At 57.1% G+C, this 19379-nt stretch carries 21 protein-coding genes; all 21 read left to right on the top strand.

Going from position 1 to position 19379, the window contains the following annotated elements; translation table 11 throughout:
* Positions 1 to 87 precede the first annotated feature (87 nt).
* The 21 genes from gspE (at position 88) to VLY20_04685 (ending at position 19016) form a co-directional block, all read left to right on the top strand.
* Positions 88 to 1800: a type II secretion system ATPase GspE gene (gene gspE / locus VLY20_04785; GenBank protein HUK55955.1), complete on the top strand. Its 1713-nt coding sequence runs from the start codon at positions 88 to 90 to the stop codon at positions 1798 to 1800.
* A gap of 1 nt (position 1801) precedes the next feature.
* Entirely contained in the window at positions 1802 to 3025 is a 1224-nt protein-coding gene (locus tag VLY20_04780; protein ID HUK55954.1) for a type II secretion system F family protein, read from the top strand.
* Positions 3018 to 4148, top strand: a complete 1131-nt coding sequence (locus VLY20_04775) for an ATP-binding protein (GenBank protein HUK55953.1) — start codon at positions 3018 to 3020, stop codon at positions 4146 to 4148. Before VLY20_04780 ends, VLY20_04775 begins: the two co-directional genes overlap by 8 nt.
* 44 nt (positions 4149 to 4192) lie before the next feature.
* Positions 4193 to 5560, top strand: a complete 1368-nt coding sequence (locus tag VLY20_04770) for a sigma-54 dependent transcriptional regulator (protein HUK55952.1) — start codon at positions 4193 to 4195, stop codon at positions 5558 to 5560.
* Between the two features lie 173 nt (positions 5561 to 5733).
* Complete coding sequence (locus VLY20_04765; GenBank protein ID HUK55951.1) at positions 5734 to 6126, top strand: type II secretion system protein; 393 nt, start codon at positions 5734 to 5736, stop codon at positions 6124 to 6126.
* 91 nt (positions 6127 to 6217) lie between these two features.
* Positions 6218 to 6658 carry a type II secretion system protein gene (locus VLY20_04760; protein HUK55950.1) on the top strand — a complete coding sequence of 147 codons (441 nt, stop codon included), beginning with the start codon at positions 6218 to 6220 and terminating at the stop codon, positions 6656 to 6658.
* Between the two features lie 176 nt (positions 6659 to 6834).
* Positions 6835 to 8871, top strand: a complete 2037-nt coding sequence (locus VLY20_04755; GenBank protein ID HUK55949.1) for a tetratricopeptide repeat protein — start codon at positions 6835 to 6837, stop codon at positions 8869 to 8871.
* Positions 8872 to 8900: 29 nt separating this feature from the next.
* Complete coding sequence (locus tag VLY20_04750) at positions 8901 to 9425, top strand: prepilin-type N-terminal cleavage/methylation domain-containing protein (protein HUK55948.1); 525 nt, start codon at positions 8901 to 8903, stop codon at positions 9423 to 9425.
* Positions 9426 to 9430: 5 nt separating this feature from the next.
* The gene (locus VLY20_04745) at positions 9431 to 9850 is read left to right on the top strand and encodes a prepilin-type N-terminal cleavage/methylation domain-containing protein (GenBank protein HUK55947.1); all 420 of its coding nucleotides are present in this window, start codon (positions 9431 to 9433) and stop codon (positions 9848 to 9850) included.
* A 7-nt stretch (positions 9851 to 9857) separates the two neighbouring features.
* Positions 9858 to 10355: a prepilin-type N-terminal cleavage/methylation domain-containing protein gene (locus VLY20_04740; protein HUK55946.1), complete on the top strand. Its 498-nt coding sequence runs from the start codon at positions 9858 to 9860 to the stop codon at positions 10353 to 10355.
* Positions 10355 to 11311, top strand: a complete 957-nt coding sequence (locus VLY20_04735; GenBank protein HUK55945.1) for a pilus assembly PilX N-terminal domain-containing protein — start codon at positions 10355 to 10357, stop codon at positions 11309 to 11311. The genes VLY20_04740 and VLY20_04735 overlap by 1 nt, the downstream gene beginning before the upstream one ends.
* A 17-nt stretch (positions 11312 to 11328) precedes the next feature.
* The gene (locus VLY20_04730; protein HUK55944.1) at positions 11329 to 13095 is read left to right on the top strand and encodes a hypothetical protein; all 1767 of its coding nucleotides are present in this window, start codon (positions 11329 to 11331) and stop codon (positions 13093 to 13095) included.
* A 64-nt stretch (positions 13096 to 13159) separates the two neighbouring features.
* Positions 13160 to 13378: a hypothetical protein gene (locus tag VLY20_04725; GenBank protein HUK55943.1), complete on the top strand. Its 219-nt coding sequence runs from the start codon at positions 13160 to 13162 to the stop codon at positions 13376 to 13378.
* Positions 13379 to 13544: 166 nt separating this feature from the next.
* Positions 13545 to 13799 (top strand): MerR family transcriptional regulator, encoded by a 255-nt coding sequence (locus tag VLY20_04720; protein ID HUK55942.1) that lies wholly within the window; start codon positions 13545 to 13547, stop codon positions 13797 to 13799.
* A 22-nt stretch (positions 13800 to 13821) separates the two neighbouring features.
* Positions 13822 to 14925: a type IV pilus assembly protein PilM gene (gene pilM, locus VLY20_04715; GenBank protein ID HUK55941.1), complete on the top strand. Its 1104-nt coding sequence runs from the start codon at positions 13822 to 13824 to the stop codon at positions 14923 to 14925.
* Positions 14926 to 14955: 30 nt separating this feature from the next.
* Complete coding sequence (locus tag VLY20_04710; GenBank protein HUK55940.1) at positions 14956 to 15555, top strand: PilN domain-containing protein; 600 nt, start codon at positions 14956 to 14958, stop codon at positions 15553 to 15555.
* A gap of 13 nt (positions 15556 to 15568) precedes the next feature.
* Positions 15569 to 16159 carry a type 4a pilus biogenesis protein PilO gene (gene pilO, locus VLY20_04705; GenBank protein ID HUK55939.1) on the top strand — a complete coding sequence of 197 codons (591 nt, stop codon included), beginning with the start codon at positions 15569 to 15571 and terminating at the stop codon, positions 16157 to 16159.
* A gap of 17 nt (positions 16160 to 16176) precedes the next feature.
* The gene (locus tag VLY20_04700; GenBank protein HUK55938.1) at positions 16177 to 16569 is read left to right on the top strand and encodes a hypothetical protein; all 393 of its coding nucleotides are present in this window, start codon (positions 16177 to 16179) and stop codon (positions 16567 to 16569) included.
* Between the two features lie 18 nt (positions 16570 to 16587).
* Positions 16588 to 18003 (top strand): type IV pilus secretin PilQ, encoded by a 1416-nt coding sequence (gene pilQ / locus VLY20_04695; GenBank protein ID HUK55937.1) that lies wholly within the window; start codon positions 16588 to 16590, stop codon positions 18001 to 18003.
* Positions 18004 to 18006: 3 nt separating this feature from the next.
* A complete protein-coding gene (cutA, locus tag VLY20_04690) occupies positions 18007 to 18324 on the top strand; it encodes a divalent-cation tolerance protein CutA (protein HUK55936.1) in 318 nt (105 codons plus the stop codon).
* A gap of 14 nt (positions 18325 to 18338) precedes the next feature.
* The gene (locus tag VLY20_04685; GenBank protein HUK55935.1) at positions 18339 to 19016 is read left to right on the top strand and encodes an endonuclease III domain-containing protein; all 678 of its coding nucleotides are present in this window, start codon (positions 18339 to 18341) and stop codon (positions 19014 to 19016) included.
* Positions 19017 to 19379 lie beyond the last annotated feature (363 nt).

Genomic DNA, 19379 nt, shown 5'->3' with positions numbered 1-19379 from the left:
AAAGCGAGTAAACGATAGAAATCTAAATCCAAACTCTTGCCCGTTGCTCCAGGTCCGTTGGAACGGCCCTCCGGGGGGAAGGTGACGATGCCGTTACCGCAACAGAAACGGAAAATGCTGGGGGAAATGCTGATCGCGGAAGGGTTGATCAGCCGCGAACAGCTTGAGCGCGCGCTCAGCGAACAGAAACTCCACGGCGGCCGGATCGGGACCATCTTCCGGAGCATGGGTTTCGTCACCGAGGAAGACATCATCAAAGTGCTCGGGAAGCAGATGGGCATCCAGCCGGTGACGCTTTCCAGCATCATCATTGATCCGGATGTCGTCAAGATTATTCCGGAAACGATGGCCCGTCGCCATCAAGTCATCCCGGTCTTCAAAAAGGACCGGATTCTCACCCTCGCCATGGTCGATCCGCTCAACGTCTTTGCCATCGACGACCTCCGCCGGGCGACCGGCATGGAGATCCAGCCGGTTGTGAGTTCGGAATCCGAGGTGATGAAGGCCATTGATCGTTTCTACAGCGCCACCTCGACCATGGAAGAGGCGGCGAAGGAGGCCGATATCCAGGGATACGGCGTGATGCCGGAAGAGCAGGTGATCGATCTCCAGCGCATCGGGGACGATACGCCGATGATCAAGCTGGTGAACACCATGATCGCCCAGGCCGTCCGGGAAGGCGCGAGTGATATTCATATCGAACCGGACGCCGAGGTGCTGCGCATCCGCTATCGGGTCGACGGGATGCTCCGGGAGGTAATGACCCCGCCGCGGAACCTTCAAGCGGGCGTCGTTTCCCGCATCAAGATCATGGCCGATCTGGACATCGCCGAGAAGCGGGTTCCACAGGACGGCCGGATTCAGATGAAGGTGGGCGAAAAGGACGTGGACATCCGACTGTCCACACTCCCCACGATCTTCGGCGAAAAGCTCGTGATGCGGCTCCTCGACAAGGGGAGCATCCTTCTCGGCCTGGAAGAGATGGGGTTTTCGGCGGACAATTTGAAAAAGTTCGAAAAAATGATCCGTCGGCCGTACGGCCTGTTGCTCGTCACCGGTCCGACGGGGAGCGGGAAGACCACCACGCTCTACGCCGCGTTGAACCGCATCAATTCCATCGAAAAGAATGTGATCACGATCGAGGACCCCGTTGAATATCAACTCAAGTACATCAACCAGGTCCAGGTGAATTCCAAGGTGGGCATCACGTTCGCCAACGGCCTGCGCTCCATTCTGCGGCAGGACCCCAACGTGATCATGGTGGGCGAGATCCGGGACACCGAAACGGTCTCGATCGCGATCCAGGCGGCCCTGACGGGCCATCTGGTTTTCTCAACGCTGCACACCAACGACGCGGCGGGCGCCATGGCCCGGCTTCTGGACATGGGCGCCGAGCCGTTTCTGGTGGCCTCGTCCTTGATCGGAGTCATGGCCCAGCGGCTGGTTCGAAAGGTCTGCGCCCATTGCAAGGGTCCGTTCACGCCGACTCCGGATCTGGTCAAAAGCCTGAACCTGGAGAAGCTCCTCGACGGACGAAAGGAGATCCATCTCGTCAAGGGAAGCGGATGCCAGCAATGCCGGAATACCGGCTATTTGGGCCGGGCCGGCATCTATGAGCTGCTTCCCGTCGATGAGGCGATTCGAAACCTGATTGTCGCCAAGGCCTCTTCCGGCACGATCCGCAATCAAGCGGTCCAGTCCGGGTTCGTCGGGTTGCGTCTGCAAGGACTGGCCGCCGCCGTCAGAGGCCTTACGACGCTGGAGGAAGTCTTGCGCGTCACTCAAGAAATCGAGGCGTAGCATGCCGGTTTTCCAGTACCGCGCACGGGATAAATACGGCTCTTTGTCCACCGGCACGATCGAGACCTCCAGCCGGGACGCCGTGGCCACTCAGTTGGACCATCTCGGCTATCACCCCGTTTCGATTGAGGAGATGCGGAAAAAACTTGGGGTGGCCGATGTTTTGGACCGCTTCACGCGCGTTTCTCCCGAGGCCCTGATCATCTTTTCAAGACAGCTCGCCACGCTGATCTCGGCCGGCCTGCCTTTTATGTCCAGCTTCGATGCCCTGATTGAGCAGACCGAGAACAAACGGCTGAAGGATGTGATCGTGCAGGTTCGCAAGGATGTGGAAGGCGGCAGCTCCTTTTCGGACGCCCTCGCAAAACATCCGTCGGTGTTCAGCAACCTCTACGTGAGCATGATCCGCGCCGGCGAGACCGGGGGCGTGCTGGATGAGATTCTGCAACGTCTGGCGACCCTTGCGGAGCATGAGGCCACGACCCGCGCCCGGATCAAGGCCGCCACCCGTTATCCCAAGATCGTGATCGGAGCCTTGGTGATTGCGTTCATCATTTTATTGCAGTTTGTGATTCCTCGGTTTGCGGCCCTCTATGCCAGTTTTAAAGCCCAACTGCCGCTGCCGACCCGCATCCTCATCGGAATCAACAACGGGTTCCAGAGCTATTGGTGGCTTATCTTGGCGGTCATCGTCTCGGTCACTTTTTCGACGCGGACCTACGTCCGGACGGAAGCGGGCCGGCTTTGGTGGGACGGAGTGAAGATTAAACTGCCGGTTTTTGGAACCATCTTTCTGAAGACGGCCCTTTCCCGGTTCGCCCGCGTCTTCGGAACCTTGACCCGCAGCGGGCTTTCGATCCTGCAAACCCTCGAGATCGTTTCTCAGACGGTCGGGAATACCGTCATTTCCCGCGTGGTGGACAACATTCGGGACAGCGCACGGCAGGGCCGCGGCATCGTCCAGCCCATGCAGGTCAGCCGCATTTTTCCGCCGGTGGTGATCCAGATGGTCTCCATCGGCGAGCAGACCGGAAAGATGGAAGAGATGCTGATGAAGGTGTCGGAATATTACGATCAAGAGGTGGAGTATTCCATTCGAAACCTGTCCACCTCCCTGGAGCCGCTGTTGCTGGCGGTCATCGGCGGGGTCGTCCTGTTTCTGGCCCTGGCCATCTTCATGCCCTGGTGGAACCTGATCAATGTCTTCAAAGGCGGCGGTGGCTAAATTCGTGCAGCCCGGTGACGGTCTTGATCATGGGCTGTCCTCCTTTCTCTTTAAACGCCACGTTCAACTCAGCCTCTTTTTTTTCATCCCCTTTTTCCTGATCTTATTTTCACTCGCGCCGACTTACATCTCGGTGTATCTGATCTCCAGGGCCGTCCTCTCCGCGGAAGCCTCCGGCCGAATCGCGGGAATGACCGAATTTCACAGCGCCATCACCGGCATCATACCCGTCTTTCTCCTCAGCGGGCTGGTGGCCTTGGTGGTCGGGTTGTTCATTTCGTACGCCCTGGTTCAGCCGATGAAACGGCTTCAGGAAGCGATCAACCGTGTCACGATCGGAGACTTCCGGACAAACCTCCGGTTGGATTTGACGGAGGAGTTCGCCTACCTCGGGCGGGACTTCAATCAGATGGTTTCCAAACTGGCGATGCAGGAACAACTCCAGCGAACGGAACGCCTGGCGGCACTGGGAACGCTTGCGGCCGGCGTGGCGCACGAGATCCGAAACCCCTTGGGGGCGGTTAAAGGATTGGCTCAACTTCTGCAAGAATCCGCCGATTCGCCGTCGGAGCAGAAGTATGCCGAGACGATCGTGGGGGAAGTGAACCGGCTGGACAGGGTGGTGGAGCGCCTCTTGCGGCTCGCCCGCCCGGCCAGCGGTCTGATCGAAAAAGTGGATCTGAACCGGTTGGTTCACGACGCCGTTGAGCTGTGCGGCTATGAAAGAAACACAAAACAGATTACCATCCTTCAGGAGTATGATCCGCGGATCTCCGAAATCCTGCTGGACCGGGAGGCGATGCTCCAGGCCGTTTTAAACGTGCTTCGGAATGCCGTGCAGGCGATTCCGAATGCGGGAACGGTTCGGGTGAAAACGGCGGTGCAAGCCGGTCCGGACCCTTCCAGGGCGCGCCGGGTGTCGATCAAGATCGCGAATACGGATTCGACGATTCCGCCCGACGACTACAAGCGGATCTTCGATCCGTTTTATACCACCAAGGAAGGCGGAACCGGTCTGGGCCTGGCCATTACGCACCAGGTCGTGACCGCGCAAGGCGGGACGATCGAGGTTGAAAGCGGCAACGGGGAGACGGTCTTCGCGATCGAGTTGCCGGTCAAATAATTCGCCATCGGGACGGGTGGCGTCCGCCCGATCATGAGCGTTGAATGGAACTTTCACCGCAAATCCTGATTGTCGACGATGAAGAGGCCCTTCGCTTTTTCCTGAGCGAGGCCTTGAAAAAGGAAGGCTACTCCTTCGCGACGGCCTCGGACGGATGGGAGGCCCTTGAGAAATTGAAGTCCGGGCAGTTTAAGATCGTCCTGATGGACATCAAAATGCCCCGGCTCAACGGCCTGCTCGCGCTGGACAAGATGAAAGAGTTTGATCCGGAACTTGTGGTGATCCTCATGACGGCGTTCGGTTCCAAAAAGGTGGCGATCGAGACCTTGCAGAAAGGGGCCTATGACTATTTTACGAAGCCGTTCGATCTGAATGAGATGCGAATCGTGATTAAACGGGCCGTGGAACGTTGTCGCCTCCAAGAGGAAGTCCGGCGACTGAACCGTCACTGGGGCGAGGAAACATCGGCGATGTTGGGGGAGAGCCCGGCCATGCGGAAGGTTTTCGACCTGATCCATAAAGTGGCCGACAGCGATGTCACCGTGCTGGTTACCGGCGAGAGCGGGACGGGCAAAGAATTGGTGGCCCGGTCCATCCATCGGCGGAGTCCTCGCCGGGCCCGGCCGTTTCTCACCGTGAACTGCGCCAGCATCCCGGAGAGTTTGCTAGAGGCCGAGTTGTTCGGACATGAAAAGGGGTCCTTCACCGGGGCCTACCAGCAACGGCTGGGAAAATTCGAGTCGGCCCATGAAGGAACCCTGTTTTTGGATGAAGTGAGCGAGATGGCGACGGGCATGCAGGCCAAGATCCTTCGCGTGCTGCAGGAACGCGAGATTGAACGCGTCGGCGGGATCAAGCCCATTCCGGTGGACATTCGGATCATCGCCGCAACGAATCGGGATTTGAGCGAGGCCGTAAAGGCCGGCCGTTTTCGCGAGGACCTGTTCTTCCGCCTGAACGTCGTGAATATTCATCTGCCCCCCCTCCGGGAGCGGTTGGAAGATATCCCGGTTCTGGCGGAAGCCTTTCTCAAGCTGTATGCGAAAAAATTCAATCGCCGTGTCGGTCGGATCGGCGAGCCGGCCCTGACCTGGCTGCTTCGTCAACGGTGGCCGGGGAATGTCCGGGAGCTTGAGAACGTTATTCAGCGGGCGGTCGTCCTGGCCGAGGCCGATGTTCTTGATCTCGATGATCTTCAGGACGCCGTTCAGCCGCCGGCCACGATGCCGTCCGAACCGATGGGCAACGGCCGCCTTCGCGACCATTTGGAACGGGTCAGTTCGGACATCGAGAAAAAATTAATCGAACAGGCGCTGACCGATGAACAGGACCATCGAAGCGCGGCCGCGAAGCGTTTGGGCATCAGCCGGAAGCATCTCTACAACAAAATGAAGAAATACGGACTTGGGTAATTCCGGTGACACTTGTGCACGGGAATACTCGCGATTTTGGGCATCTGCTATAATGGTAGTAGTTAACAGATTGAAATAGCGTAGGGTAATCTCCAAGGCCATTTGGCATGAGCTTTGCTTCATCTTCTAATGTGGTTTACGAATCCGGCTGGCCATGGATCCGAAAAATATAGATGCGGCTCAAAGGGGAACAGGGCCTCGGTATCATTGATACGCTGATCGTTGTGGTCCTGATCTCGATCTTTATCGGAGTGCTGATTCCGAAGTACCAACGGATGGCCCAGGCCGCGCGGGAGGCGGCCCTGCAGATCTCGCTGGGGAACCTTCGAAAGGCGGTTCAGGTGTACGTGCTCACCCGACAGAAAATTCCGGCCGACTTGAAGGATCTGATGCGGGAACATTATACGCTCCCCATCAAAGAAGGAACCCTCTTTACGGACCAGTATTTGAAAACCAAGGCGTTGGACGAATCCGGCAATCCCGTCGATCCGTTCGGAAACCCCTTCGGATATGATCCTTCGAACGGGCGCGTTTATTCGACAACGAAGGGGTACGAGAAATGGTGATCGACAGCTCTTGAAAGATGGAGATTCCGGTTCGGACAGCCGAGGTCGATCGTCGATCCATCAACCGTCATCAAAACAAAGGAGAGAGCGCATGAAGATGCTGAAGAATGAAAAAGGGTTCACGCTGATCGAGCTGGTCCTGATCATTGTCATCTTGGGAATTCTCGGCGCCGTGGCGATGGTCCAGTTCGGGACCATCCTCACGGACTCCAAAAACGCGGCCATTGACGGCACCTTCGGCCAGTTCAACGCCCAGCTGGCGTTGGCCATTAACAGCTTGAAGGCCCTGCCCACGACCGGCGCGGCCGGAACCTTTTATTCGAACGTATTCACATTGGTCAGTCTCAGCGGCAGCGGGGTCGTTACCTCCGCGTTCTCCGGCGGCAGTCCGGACACCTTTGGAATCTGCGCCGGCGGCAACTTAACCTGCAATGCGGCCGCCACGTCTTGCGGAGGGTCCGGCCGCGGCGCCCAGGCGAGTTATAACGGATTGACGGGGGCTTTGACTTTGGCGACGAAGACCAATTGTTAAACGGGACGGTCATCGCCGTCTTAGCCGTCTTATCGGCCGGGTTTGTTTGATCGGCATCCGGTCCGCGTGAAAAGGCCAAGGCGCAGGGAGAGGAGGCCTCCTCTCCCTGCGATGTTCTCATCAGAGGTTTTGGCGGTTCAAAAAAAATCCCAACAGGTTGTAAAGCCGTTCGGAAAATGCTGACACTCGATGCCGCGAAACGAGCGTTGGAAAGGGGTGAGCATGACCGGTGGCTGTGGGCTGTTCCGGTGCTCCTGGCCCTGTTGGCGAACCTCAACGTGCTGGCCAACGGCCTGGGCCTGGATGATGAACAAATCGTCCCGAATCTTGGTTCGCCGGTCGACGGCTGGAGCCGGTTTCTGACCGATCAGCTGATCGCGCCGGCTCTCAAGCCATCGACGGCCTATTATCGCCCCGTCGTCAATCTGTCGTACCTTCTGGATTTTTCTCTTTGGGGCTACAACCCCTTCGGTTATCATTTTTCGATCTGGTTCGCCCATATTCTCAACACCGCCTTGGTTTTTTTCCTGGCGAAAGTAATCACGGCCCGTCAGGCCACGCCGTCCCCCTATACAAGTTTTCCGCTTCTGGTCTCCTCTCTTTTTGCCGTCCATCCGGCCCATGCCGAGGCCGTTGCCTGGATCGCGGGCCGCAGCGATGTGTTCTGCGCGACGTTTATTCTCCTCTCGATGCTGCTCTACATCCGATCCGGCCGCGGCGGAAGCAGGTGGTTTTTCAGTTCCTCCATGTTCGCATTCATCCTCGCGCTTCTGACCAAAGAAACGGCGGTGGGATTGTTCCCGTTATTCATGCTCTACGATTATCTTTCCGGGCCCAAGCTCTTGTCCCGGCGGAACGCGGTTCGCTGGCTGGCGCCGTTGCTGATCCTGGGCGTTTATTTTTGGATGCGGCGTTCGGGTATTTCAAACCCGGGCGGCGGTCTCGCCGTGCAGGAACTCTTTCCGTTCGAAGCTGTTTTGGGCCTGATCACGGTTTTAAGTTTTTACCTCAGGCTGATGTTGTTCCCCTATCCGCTCCACCCCTTCATCGTCTCTTTTACGGCCTCTTCTCTCTTCTTGAAGCTCGCCGTTCTGGCGTGCGTTATGTTGTCGGGTCTCTTCCTCTGGGCGCTCATTCGTCGCGCGGTCGTATTGTCGTTCGGCCTGGGATGGGCTCTTATTTTTCTTGGCCCGGCTGTTTTGGCGGGCGTCTTCGGCATCGCGATCACTCCCTTGGCGGAGCGCTATGTCTATATCCCGTCTGTTGGATTCTTGATGGCCGGCACCGGGCTGGCGATGCAAGGTCTTGAGCGGCTTGCGGCCGCCGCGGAGGGGCTACGGGCCAAGGTCTGGGTAACGGCCGGCCTCATCGTCATTGCGATCGTGGCGGCCGGGGGAAGGGAGAGCTGGAGCCGGAACGCCGTCTGGCGGAGTCCCGTGGTTTTTTGGGAGGCGGCCGTGGCGTCGTCGCCCGCGACCAGTCTTCCGTACTTGGGACTGGGAGCGCAATATACCATCCTGGGACGCTACGCCGAGGCCGAGCGCCTCTACCACCGGGCCATCGCCCTGGCCAAGAACGGCGAAGGACAAGATGCTCAAGCGTCGGGATTTCTCTATCTCGCGGAGCTCTACGCCGCCCAGGGAAGGTCCGACGAGGCCGAGCCGCTCTATCGGGACGCGATCCTGATCTGGCAGCGGACTCCGGCGTCGAATGCGAGCTATTTCATCATCGCGCTTCACAATCTTGCCATGCTTTACTCGAACCGGAAGCGGTACAACGAGGCCGAGTTGCTCTATCGCCAAGCCATTGGAATGATGGGAACGACGCCGAGTCCGGAACTGGCCAAGGGTCTCTACAACTTGGCCAAACTCTATGAGGCGCAAGGCCGGTATGCGGACGCCGAGCCGCTTTATCGTCGTTCGTTGGCCATTCGGGAAGAAGAATGGGGGACGGATCATCCCGCCGTGGCCTTCAGCCTGCGGGCTTTGGCCGATCTCTACCGCAATCAGGCCCGGTACGACGAAGCCGGGCCGCTCTACCGGCAATCGTTGGCGATCTGGGAGAAAACCCTGGGACCGGAAAACCCGGAACTGGCGACGACCCTGGAGGATTACGCCGATTTATTGAGAAAAACGAAACAGGATGTCGAAGCCGAAAGAATGGAAGCCCGCGCCGCCGAAATCCGGAATAATCGGGTCCGGGAACGCCCATAACGTGCTAAAATTTCAGTAAGAGGGAGAGTATGGCGGGCAAGGACGGGAACGGCTTCACGCTGATCGAATTGGTCCTGACCATCCTGATTGTGCTCATCCTGGGCGCCGTCGTGTCGCTCAGCCTTTCCAGCCTCTCGGACAGCAGGCTCGATCAGGCCGTGAACAAGGTCGTGGGCGATCTGCGCTATGCACAGCAACTGGCCGTCAGCACGCAGAGCCGGCACGGGATCACGATCACTTCGACGGCCGGGTACACCATTTATCGTGATGCTTCCCCGAACCCGGACGTGCCCGTCGCGGATCCGTCGAGTCTGGGGGCGACGCTCGTCGTCAATTTTGATGCTTACCGCCAGGGGCAGCTTAGCGGCGTTCGCTTCAGTTCGGCGACGCCTTTTTGCGGGGGGGCCGGCGGCGTCATGGAGTTCAACAGCATCGGGGCGCCGACCGACACCAACGGCACCGTCCTGACCTGCACGAGCAGCGTCATCTTGAATTATTCGGGAAGGAATCGCGTGATTACGATTCAACAGAACACGGGCAATCTGACCCACTGACGACGATGAGATCCAAAGGGTTTACATTGATTGAAGTGATTCTGACCATCGTGATCCTCGCGATCGCGATTCCGGGTCTGATCTCGGCCGTCGGTTTCATGACGAGCCGGCAGGTGAATACGGTGGGAACAACGACGGCGGCCGATCTGGCCCAGGAGAAAATGGAAGAGATCATGGGCGACCGGAATAATCCGGGGCGCGGATTCGGCTATATTATCGCCGGCAATTATCCGGCGGAGAATCCGGTGACCGGGTTCACAAAATATAATCGAAGTGTGACGATCACCTGTTTTACGAACAATGCCCTGACCACGACGGCGGCCTGTCCGACCGATTACAAGCAGGTCCAGGTCACGGTCCAGGCGTCGGGCGTCGGGCCGAGCGTGCCGGCCGCCGTGTTGGTCTCGCTGGTTACGAATCATTAGAGGATGCATGCGGAACGAGCGCGGCGTGACATTGATCGAGCTGATTTTTTCGGTCATCCTGATCGGGATCATCGGAATCGTTGCGGCCCGGGCCTTTCTCTACTCAAGCGAAAGCGTCCTGACCGGGACCAACGTCCGCGAGGGGACGCAAGTGAACCGGATCGCGATGGACCGAATGATCCGCGAGATTCGAAACGTGGCGAATAACACGAGCGTCAACACGGCCGGCGCGACCACCTTTACGTTTGTCGATACAAGCAACAACACGATCAGCTATACACTGTCGGGGACGAACCTCAATCGCGTCACTGCAACGACCGACACCCTGGCCGCGAACGTTTCGAGTCTGACCTTCACCTATCTGGACAACACCGGGGCGACGATCGCCACGCCGGCCGTATCCCCGGCCGCGACGGATATCTGGTGGGTCCAGATCGCCCTCACGGTGGGCACCGGATCGGGGGCGGTCCAGTTCCGTTCCCGCGTTCACCCTCGGAGCTTCTGATGGAAAACGAGAGAAGACATCTTATTATGAACGACCCTCAACGCGGCGCCAGCCTCATCTTCGTCATCCTGATCCTGGTGGTCGTCGCCCTGATCGGCGCGGCCCTGATTTCGCTCGTGAGCAACGAAAGCTTCACGGCCATGAACCAGTCAGCCGGTTTATTGGCCTTCGGGATCGCGGACGGAGGGATCGAGTTCGAACAATACAACCTGGCGCAAAACGTGGATTGGTACCGGAGCACGTCGGACCCCATGACGTCCTCCACTCGAACGCTGGGCTCGGCTCCCAATGCCGCGAGCTTTACCGTCAGCACCAACTTGCCTGCGACCAAGTTGCGCCGACGGATTCCGAACAGCGCCACAACCTCGCCCATCTGTGTTTACACCACGGACCGCTTTCCGACAAGCGGCTACTTGATGATCGGGGACGTCGGGATGGATCCCTTTGAGTATGTTCAATACACCGGCATCAGTAGTTCCGGCATCTGCGCCCAGTTCACCGGAATTACGCGAGGCCGACCCGTCGGCGGAGTCACCTCCACGGCTGGCTCCCATGAACGTGGAGAGTTGGTTTATCCGGTTACCACTCTGGCCGGTGGCCTCGCGAATAATTGTACATCGTTGGCCTCACTAACAATCGCGGATAATTCCAAATTTCTCACAGCCGGGTCCATTGCGATCATTACGGCTTTCTCACCCAATCCGGTCGATTGGGAGCAGCTCACCTATACCGGTTCGGTTCGGTCGGGAGTGAACATGACGCTGTACGGGGTCAGACGATGCCAGGATGGGAGCTCATCCGCCAGCCAAGCGGCCGGGGCGCCGGTCGCCCCGATCCTGTACGACGATCCTACCAACCCTCCGAATTACGAGGCCGAGATCGTCTCGACCGGGACGACCCCGGTGGCCGTGGTGGGAAACGCCAACCGCGTGATTCGGAGGACGGTCCAACGTTAACGAAAGCGGGTGCTCGGATGAAGATAAAATGGATAACGTTCGCCATGACGGGGGTCCTTCTCGGGATGTGGCAGACCTCGGCCGAGGCAGCCTACAGCTACACGTCGGCCCAGACCGACCCGACACCGGTTCAGTACACCATGAGAAGTGCCGTCACGGCCAATTTTCTCATTACCAACACCAACACCAATCCGAATACCGGAGCCCGAATCTACCAGGTCCGGTTCCGCTTGAACACCTACAACACGACCTTTCCATCGACGATCGCGCCGCCGGCCGGCTGGACGCGCACGGCCTACTCGACGACATCGGTTACCTTCCGGGCCAGCAGTTGGGCCAATGCGATTGCGGTGGGTAGTAATCTGAATTTCGTCATTCTGATGACGGCCGGCTATTCCTCGGCCGATGTCACCCAGCACTTGAGAGATGTCCGTGCGTATTATACCACCACGACGACCGGTCCCCCGTTCACCAACCTAACGAGTGTCACATTAAATTCAGGAACGAGCATCGGCTCGTGGACGCTCAAGTCGCTCGAGGTCACCAGCTTCATCATTACGGACCTGTCCGGGACTCCGATCTCCACGCTCACCCCCGGCGCCAGCTTCAGGCTCGTGATGACCGTCGCCAATCGCTCCACGGCCACCCTGTCCACGATTACCACGAATCCGAATCCGCCCACGGCCGTAAAGACGGGCACCGTGACACAAGCTCTGACATCGACGGTGTACAGTCCCAACCCCTTGACCCTGGCTTCGGGGGCCTCCGGGACGATTACATTTACCTACAGCACGAATGCGACCGATTCGGGAACGATCTATTTCACAGCTTTTGCGAGAAACAGCGTCAACTCGGCCACTTCCATCATGGCCACTTCGCCCACGCTGGCGATGGGTCAGTTTAACGCGGGTATCGCGGTGACGACCTCGCCCGCAACCTCACCGACCTGCGGTTATTTCAATGCAAATCTGACCGTGACAATGACGCTCACGAACAATTTTTCGCAAAACATCATCAATGTCACGCCCTCGGCGCTTGTAGTGTCGGTTGGGGGGCAGGTCACGCTGGTTTCCGGACCGACTCCGGCGGCGCCGAATGGTCCCGTGCCGTCCGGCGGCGGCACCTTCAACTTCGTCTGGGTCTATCAGATCACCGGCAGCCCATCCGGCTCGACTTTCTACTTTACCGGCTCGGCCAACGGGACGGAGCAGACCGGCGGGTCCGGGACGCCGGTCGGCACACAGACGGTGAATTCCAACACGGTCAAATTCGGAGGTTTCACGCCCCAGGTGAATCCTACCAGCATCAATGCCAACAGCACCGACCAGGAAATGACCTGGTCCATTACGAACAACGGCTGCGCCGACGCGAAACAGGTCCAGATCACGGCCCCCGCGGGCTGGGGGCTGCCGGATACGGACAGCTATTCGATGATCGAGCAGTACAATCCGCCCAATCCGGGCACGAATCCGATCGACCCGATCGAGGATATATGGACGGTTTCCGGCACCAATCCCGTCGTCTTTACCGCGACGATCTTGCCTCCCAGCGCAAGCACGAATGTGCTCCCGCTTGTCGGGATCTCCCCCAAGGACGGCACGTTCAATCTGGTCTTTCCGACGACGCCTTCCTCGACGGGGACAAGCACCTTTCAGATTACAATCACCGATACGAACAATGCCTCCGTCACTCGGACAACGGATGTCACCGTGAACGCGTTCAACTCGGGAAGTCCGGGTCCGAACTCGAATAATACGGGCGCCACTCGTGAGGATTTTCCATGAAATTAAAATTCTGGATGCGCCGGAATCCATTCAGAGACCGGCAAAACGGACGAAGGAGGAAACCATGGGCTGGATGATTTTCCTGGGTTTGATCGCACTGGCCGTGGGCGGGTTGTTGATCGCCTCGCCACAGACCTTGATTAAAATGAGCAAGGAGATGAACCGGATGGTGACCCGGATTGACGAGGAGGTGGTCAAGTATCGGATCGGCTTCGGGGTCAGTCTGATCCTGGCCGCGATATTCCTGTTCTTTTATGCGTACATGCTGGGCCGCGGACGATAGGCGGCCCGGCTTCCTTCCGAGCAGGCTCCGGATCATCAATAATGGAGACGGGCATTCGAATGCGCGCTTGACAATCCCGCCTTTTTTGGTACACTGAACCTTAGAAAAATAGATTTAGAAATCGATCCTCACGAGGGATTTGTCCATACGCCGAGAGAAGCACTTGATGAAAACCGCCGACATTCTTAAAAAAGTCGATATTCCCCGACACAAACTCTACTATCTGGAGCAAAAGGGGTACATCAACCCCCGCCGCGTTCCGATGGGGGATCTGGAGGCTCGGGAATATTCGGAAGAGGACATTCTAAAGATCAAGCTGATCTGGAAGTACCTTAAACGGGGCTTCAAACATAAAACGGCCTATCGGAAAGCGATTGACGAGATGAAGGCGGGCGGCGCGTTGGTCCGCAGGGCGTCTTAATGAATGCCGGTGGGTGAAGAAGATGGGATCGTCTTTGCTTTCCTGGGTCATGCCGAAGCGGCATCTTCTGGGGTTGGACATCGGCCGGAGCGCGATCAAGGTCGTTCATCTGGCTTCCACGCGAAAGGGTCTCGTTCTAAAGCATGCCGGGCTGACCGAGCTCCCGCCCGCCGACCCAAGCGCTCAACCGGGTCCGGAGGAGAGCGCCCCCTTGGCCCTTCATGACGTTTTTAAAGAAGGCCGGCTCAAACGACAAAAGATCGCGATCAATTTCGGCGGGCGCAACCCCATCATCCGGTACATTTTGCTGCCGAAGATGCCCAAGGATGAGTTGGCGGAGGCGGTCCGATGGGAGGCCAAGAAACTGATCCCGTTTCCGGTCGAGGATGCCGTTCTGGATTATCTCGTTGTCGGAGAAGTCCAGGAGCGCGACCTCAAGCGAACCGAGGTGTTGCTGGTCGCGACCGAACGGGCCGCCGTGATGAACCAACTCGGGGCCTTCAAGAGGATCAACCTGCCGATTACGGCGATGGACGTGAATCCGCTGGCGCTCTTCAATACCGTCAAATTGAATTACAAATCGGACCTGGATGAAAACCTCGTCTTTGTGGATATCGGCGCCGAAAAAATGGATATCAATATCTCGAAGCGGGGCGTCTTGCGGTTCACGCGGAATGTTCAGCTCGGAGGCCAGGAAATCACCCGGGCCATCGCGCAGGGGTTGGGGATCGAACGGGAAGAAGCGGAACAACTGAAGCGGGACAAGGGACTCTCCGGCGCCAAGCCCAGCGAAGGAGCCGCCGCGCCCTCCAAGGATCAAGACGGCCGGCGGCTCGAAATCATCAAGGCCGAGGTGGACCGGATGGTCCTGGAAACACAACGCTCCATGGATTACTACCGGGCCCAGTTCCGCGAGGGGTCGGTCAAAAAGATCGTGTTGATGGGCGGCGTCGGCCTCATGCCCGGATTCCAGGAATACTTCGCGTCCTATTTCGATGCCAATGTGGAATTGGACGATCCGTTTGCCGAAATAATCTGCGAGGAATCGGCCTTCCGGGAGATCCGGCTGTTGGCACCCCGATTCTCGACCGGTGTGGGACTGGCCTTGAGAACGACGGACGCATGAGGCGACGGGATCCTTGATCGTGAGATATCAATGAAATCTTATATCAATTTGATCGCGCCGGAGATTCTATTTGAGGAGAAACCTTTTTCCTTCAAACAGAGGGCCATTCCGGTGAGCGTGGCCACCGGCGCCGTCGTCTTGGTCGTTTTTTCTTTAGGCTATTGGTGGAAAGTTAGCACGATGAAAAAAGAAGTTCAGGAGCTCACGATTCAGCGGGACAAGACTCAGCAAGAGTTGGCCCGGCTCAATGGAGAGATTGCAAGCTTGTCGGCGGGGGCGCAGGCAGGGCAAGGGGTCGCGGCGGAGCAGCTCGCGGCCATGAGGGACCTTCTGAAGAACCGCATCCTTTGGTCGGATGTTGTGCGGGAAGTGAGCCTCCTTGTTCCGGACGATGTCTGGCTGACGCGCCTGGAAAGCACGGATTCGAAGTCCGGAGGATTTATGCCTCCGTCAACGGAAGCCGGACTTCATTTTGCCGGCATGGCTCAGTCCCAGGCCGCCATCAACCGGTTTATTGCGGCTCTCGAACACTCTCCCCGTTACGGGTATGTTTCATTGATCTACGCTCAAAAAGAACCCGGAGAGGGCGCGCAAGGCATGAGTTTTGAGTTGACGGCGAGTTTACACTAACGCAGAGAAAATTGTGCCTCTGAACGATTATCTTGCAAAGCTTGACCTGACCAAGCTCTCGATGCGCGAGCGCGCTCTCGCGATTTTGACCATCGCCGCCGTTGTATTCATTTATTTCGGGTATTTCGTCGCTCCGATGGTCCGGAGCGCCAAAGATCTGTCGGCGCAGAAAGTTTCTCTCAAAGCCGAAATGGATCAGGGAACGGCGCAGATTCCCTTGCTCCGGAAGCGGGCCGACGAGCTTCGGCAATCGGCTCAGGGGAAAGAGACCAGTGCCGAGCTGGCGGGGAAAGCGGGGGATCTTTTCCCGGGAGGAAGCCGCCTGTCGGAGTTGCTGGAAGAGATGACCCGGCTGGCCCGTCTCCGGCAGATCGAGTTTGTTTCGATTCGTCCGGATTCCATCGAGGATAAAGGGGCCTATCTCCAGCTCACGCTCCAGATCGACGTCCAGTCGCGGTTTCGCGAACTGGGAGATTATCTGCTCATGTTGGAGAACTTGCCGCGAGCCGTGGTCGTAAAGGAGATCAAAGTCGAAACACGAACCGACATCAGCCCGTCCGTCTTGGCGCATTTGAAAACGATAACGTATTTGGGAAAAGAGTGAAGAGCAAGAGGAATAAGATGAAAATGGCCGTGTCTTTTATTATTCTGTTCCCGTTTTTTATTCTTTGCCTTTTATTCCTTACCCCTGCGTTTCTCAGAGCTCAACCGCTATCCGAGATTAATACGCAGTGGCTGGAACGCCAGGAGAAAGCCTTGCAGTGGGGCAGGGATCCCTTTGTGCTTCCCGGCCGAACGAACGCCGTGGGGTCGGAAGCGAATGGAGAGCTCCATCTGAGCGCAATTATCTATCGATCGGGCCGGGGCGTGGCGATTATCAACAACAAGATTTTGCGCAAGGGTGATAAGATTGATGGAAAACAGATCACCGATATATTAGAAGACCGCGTGGTGCTGCAAGGTCCAGCGGGAGAAAAGGAACTGCGGGTCGATAAATTTGTTTTGGGACATTAGGCCTAAGAGGAGGTCTCCATGAAGAGGGGGCGTCACGGAACAGCGGGTAAGATGGTTTGGGTCCTGATCGCGTTGTGTTGGGTGACCGGCCATTCCATCGCTCCTGCCGCCGTGACCGGTCAAGGGACGATTAATGTTGTCAAGGAGTCCAACGACGCGGACGGGGCCATCTTTAGCATGGAGTTTCGGGACGCAGATCTGAAAGATGTTCTCAGGGCTTTGGGGCAGGAGGAAGGTCTCAACGTCATCATTGCGGAGGATGTCAACGGCCGTCTGACTTTGAGTTTCCAGCGGGTTCTCGCGCGGGAAGCGTTTGAGGCCATTCTGAAGATCAACAACCTGATCTCGTTCCGGGATGGCACGATCGTCCGCGTTATCAGGTCGCCCTTTGCGGATGGCGCAAACAACCTGACCACCGAAATCATTCCGGTCAACTTCGGCGATGCCAAGATCAACGCCGACTCCGTCCGGGATCTTTTGAGCAAGCAAGGGACTCTTGCGGTCGATACGCGGACCAATTCGCTGGTTGTCCGCGATCTCCCGGACAACGTGGCCAAGATCGAGTCGATCCTGAAAAACCTCGATACCCGCACCCCGCAGGTCCTGATCGAAGCGCGCATTGTCGAGGCCAGTACGAATTTTACCCGGGAACTCGGCATCCAATGGGGCGGAAATTTTACCAACCAGACGACGCGGGGGAACTATCAGGTGACCGGTGCCACGTCCAATACCGGTGCCACGGGTTTAACGGCCCTCCCGTTGACCGGGGGAGTGGGATTGAGCGGCAACAACTTTATAGTCAATCTTCCCGCGGCCGTGGCCCAAGGGGCGGGCGGAGCGGTCGGATTCACCTTTGGAAACGTAGCCAGCACCCGTCAGTTGGATTTGCAGCTGTCGGCCTTGGAGGATACCGGTCAAGGACGCATCCTATCCAATCCGCGGGTGCTGACCATGGACAATAAAGAGGCCTTGATTTCAAGCGGGACGGAGATCTTTATCCAGAGCGCGGTTCTGAGCGGGGCGACCACCACGGGGTCCACGACCGGAACGGCCGGAGCGACCGGAACCACGGGCGTCGGCGGCGTGACCAAGATCGATGCCAAGCTGGAGCTAACCGTGAGGCCTCATATCACACCGGACAATCAGGTGGTGATGCATGTGAAGGCCGAAAAGAAAGAACCGGATTACAACCGGGAGGTTCAGGGCATTCCACCCCTGAACACCCGGACGGCTGAGACGGATCTGCTGGTCAAGGACGGGGAAACGATCGTCATCGGCGGCATCTATACACGGAATGAATCCCTGGATGAAAACGGAATTCCGTTCTTGTCCCGTATCCCGATCCTGGGATGGTTGTTCAAGCATCAAAGCAAAGTGGATAATCAAAGCGAGCTCATGGTTTTTATTACGCCGTCGATATACAAAGGGCAATGATCCTTGGCGAACGAGCTGGTTGTTTTGATCACGGCCCCGTCTTACCGGGAAGCCCGCGCGATCGGGAAACGACTGGTCGAGGAAAAACTGGCCGCCTGCGCCAATATCATTCCGCGGGTCGAGTCGGTCTTCTTCTGGCAGGGCCGGATTCGTCAAGAGCGGGAAACCCTGATGATTCTCAAAACGCAACGGTCCGTATTGGAACGTCTCATGAAGCGGGTAAAATCCCTCCATAGTTATTCTGTTCCGGAAATCATCGCCCTGCCGATTGCCCGAGGCTCGAAAGAGTATCTCCGTTGGGTTCGTGAAACGACACGGTAGCGGTACGACCCGCCATGCGCGAAAAACCCCGGACGGCCCAAGAACTTGAACGGTATTATCGACGGTTGCTGGAAGTTTACGGCCCCCAGCATTGGTGGCCCGCGGACAGCTTGTTCGAAATCACGGTCGGGGCGATCCTGACCCAAAATACCGCCTGGAGAAATGTGGAACGGGCCGTGGCCCATTTAAAACGGGAGGGTCTCATGACACCCCAGGCGCTTCACCAGGTCTCGTTGAAGCGATTAAGCGAGACGATCCGCCCATCCGGTACCTTTAGAATCAAGGCCGGCCGATTAAAAGCATTCGTGCAGTTTCTGAAGTCAGAGTATGATGGCGATTTGAAACAAATGATCAGCGCGCCGCCCGGTCTGCTGCGTTCCAAACTGCTTTCCGTAAAGGGAATCGGGCCTGAGACAGCCGATTCGATTCTCTTGTACACCGGAGATGTTCCGATTTTTGTGATCGACGCTTACACTCGGCGGGTTTTCAGCCGGCACCGCTTGGTTGACCCGGAAGCTTCCTACGACTGTCTGCAACGTTTTTTCATGGACCATCTTCCATCCCGGTCCGAACTTTATAATGAATACCATGCCTTGTTGGTAAAGGTTGGCAAGGAGCATTGCAAGTCCACACCGATTTGCAGTGGATGTCCTTTAGAGACCTATTTGAATGGGAAAAAGCCCAATATATAGTGTTATTTTAAAAAATATCAATATATAGTGTTATTATCTATAATATGAAGCTTACAGGAATGTGAATTTCTGCTATCTTAGATAAGTAAAGGTGGATGCGAAATGGAAAAAACGGTTCTAAAAAGAGCAAAAATTTCTTGACAAGGTTTTTGGGGTATGATAACATCACCCCGCTTTTTAGGAGGTTACTGTATGAAAACATTGAAGGATTCGTACACAGTAATGATTATACCGACGCCCACCTCCAAGGCATACCGATTCAGCTTCAGTAAGCAAGCTCTAAAGACCTTTATTGGAACCACTTGTGTCGTGGCTGTTCTTCTCGTTGTTTTTATTATTCAATATTCTTATATGGTTCGTGAC

This window comes from Nitrospiria bacterium (assembly GCA_035517655.1).
Classification (GTDB): domain Bacteria; phylum Nitrospirota; class Nitrospiria; order JACQBZ01; family JACQBZ01; genus JACQBZ01.
This window is presented reverse-complemented; position numbering and strand designations above follow the sequence as displayed.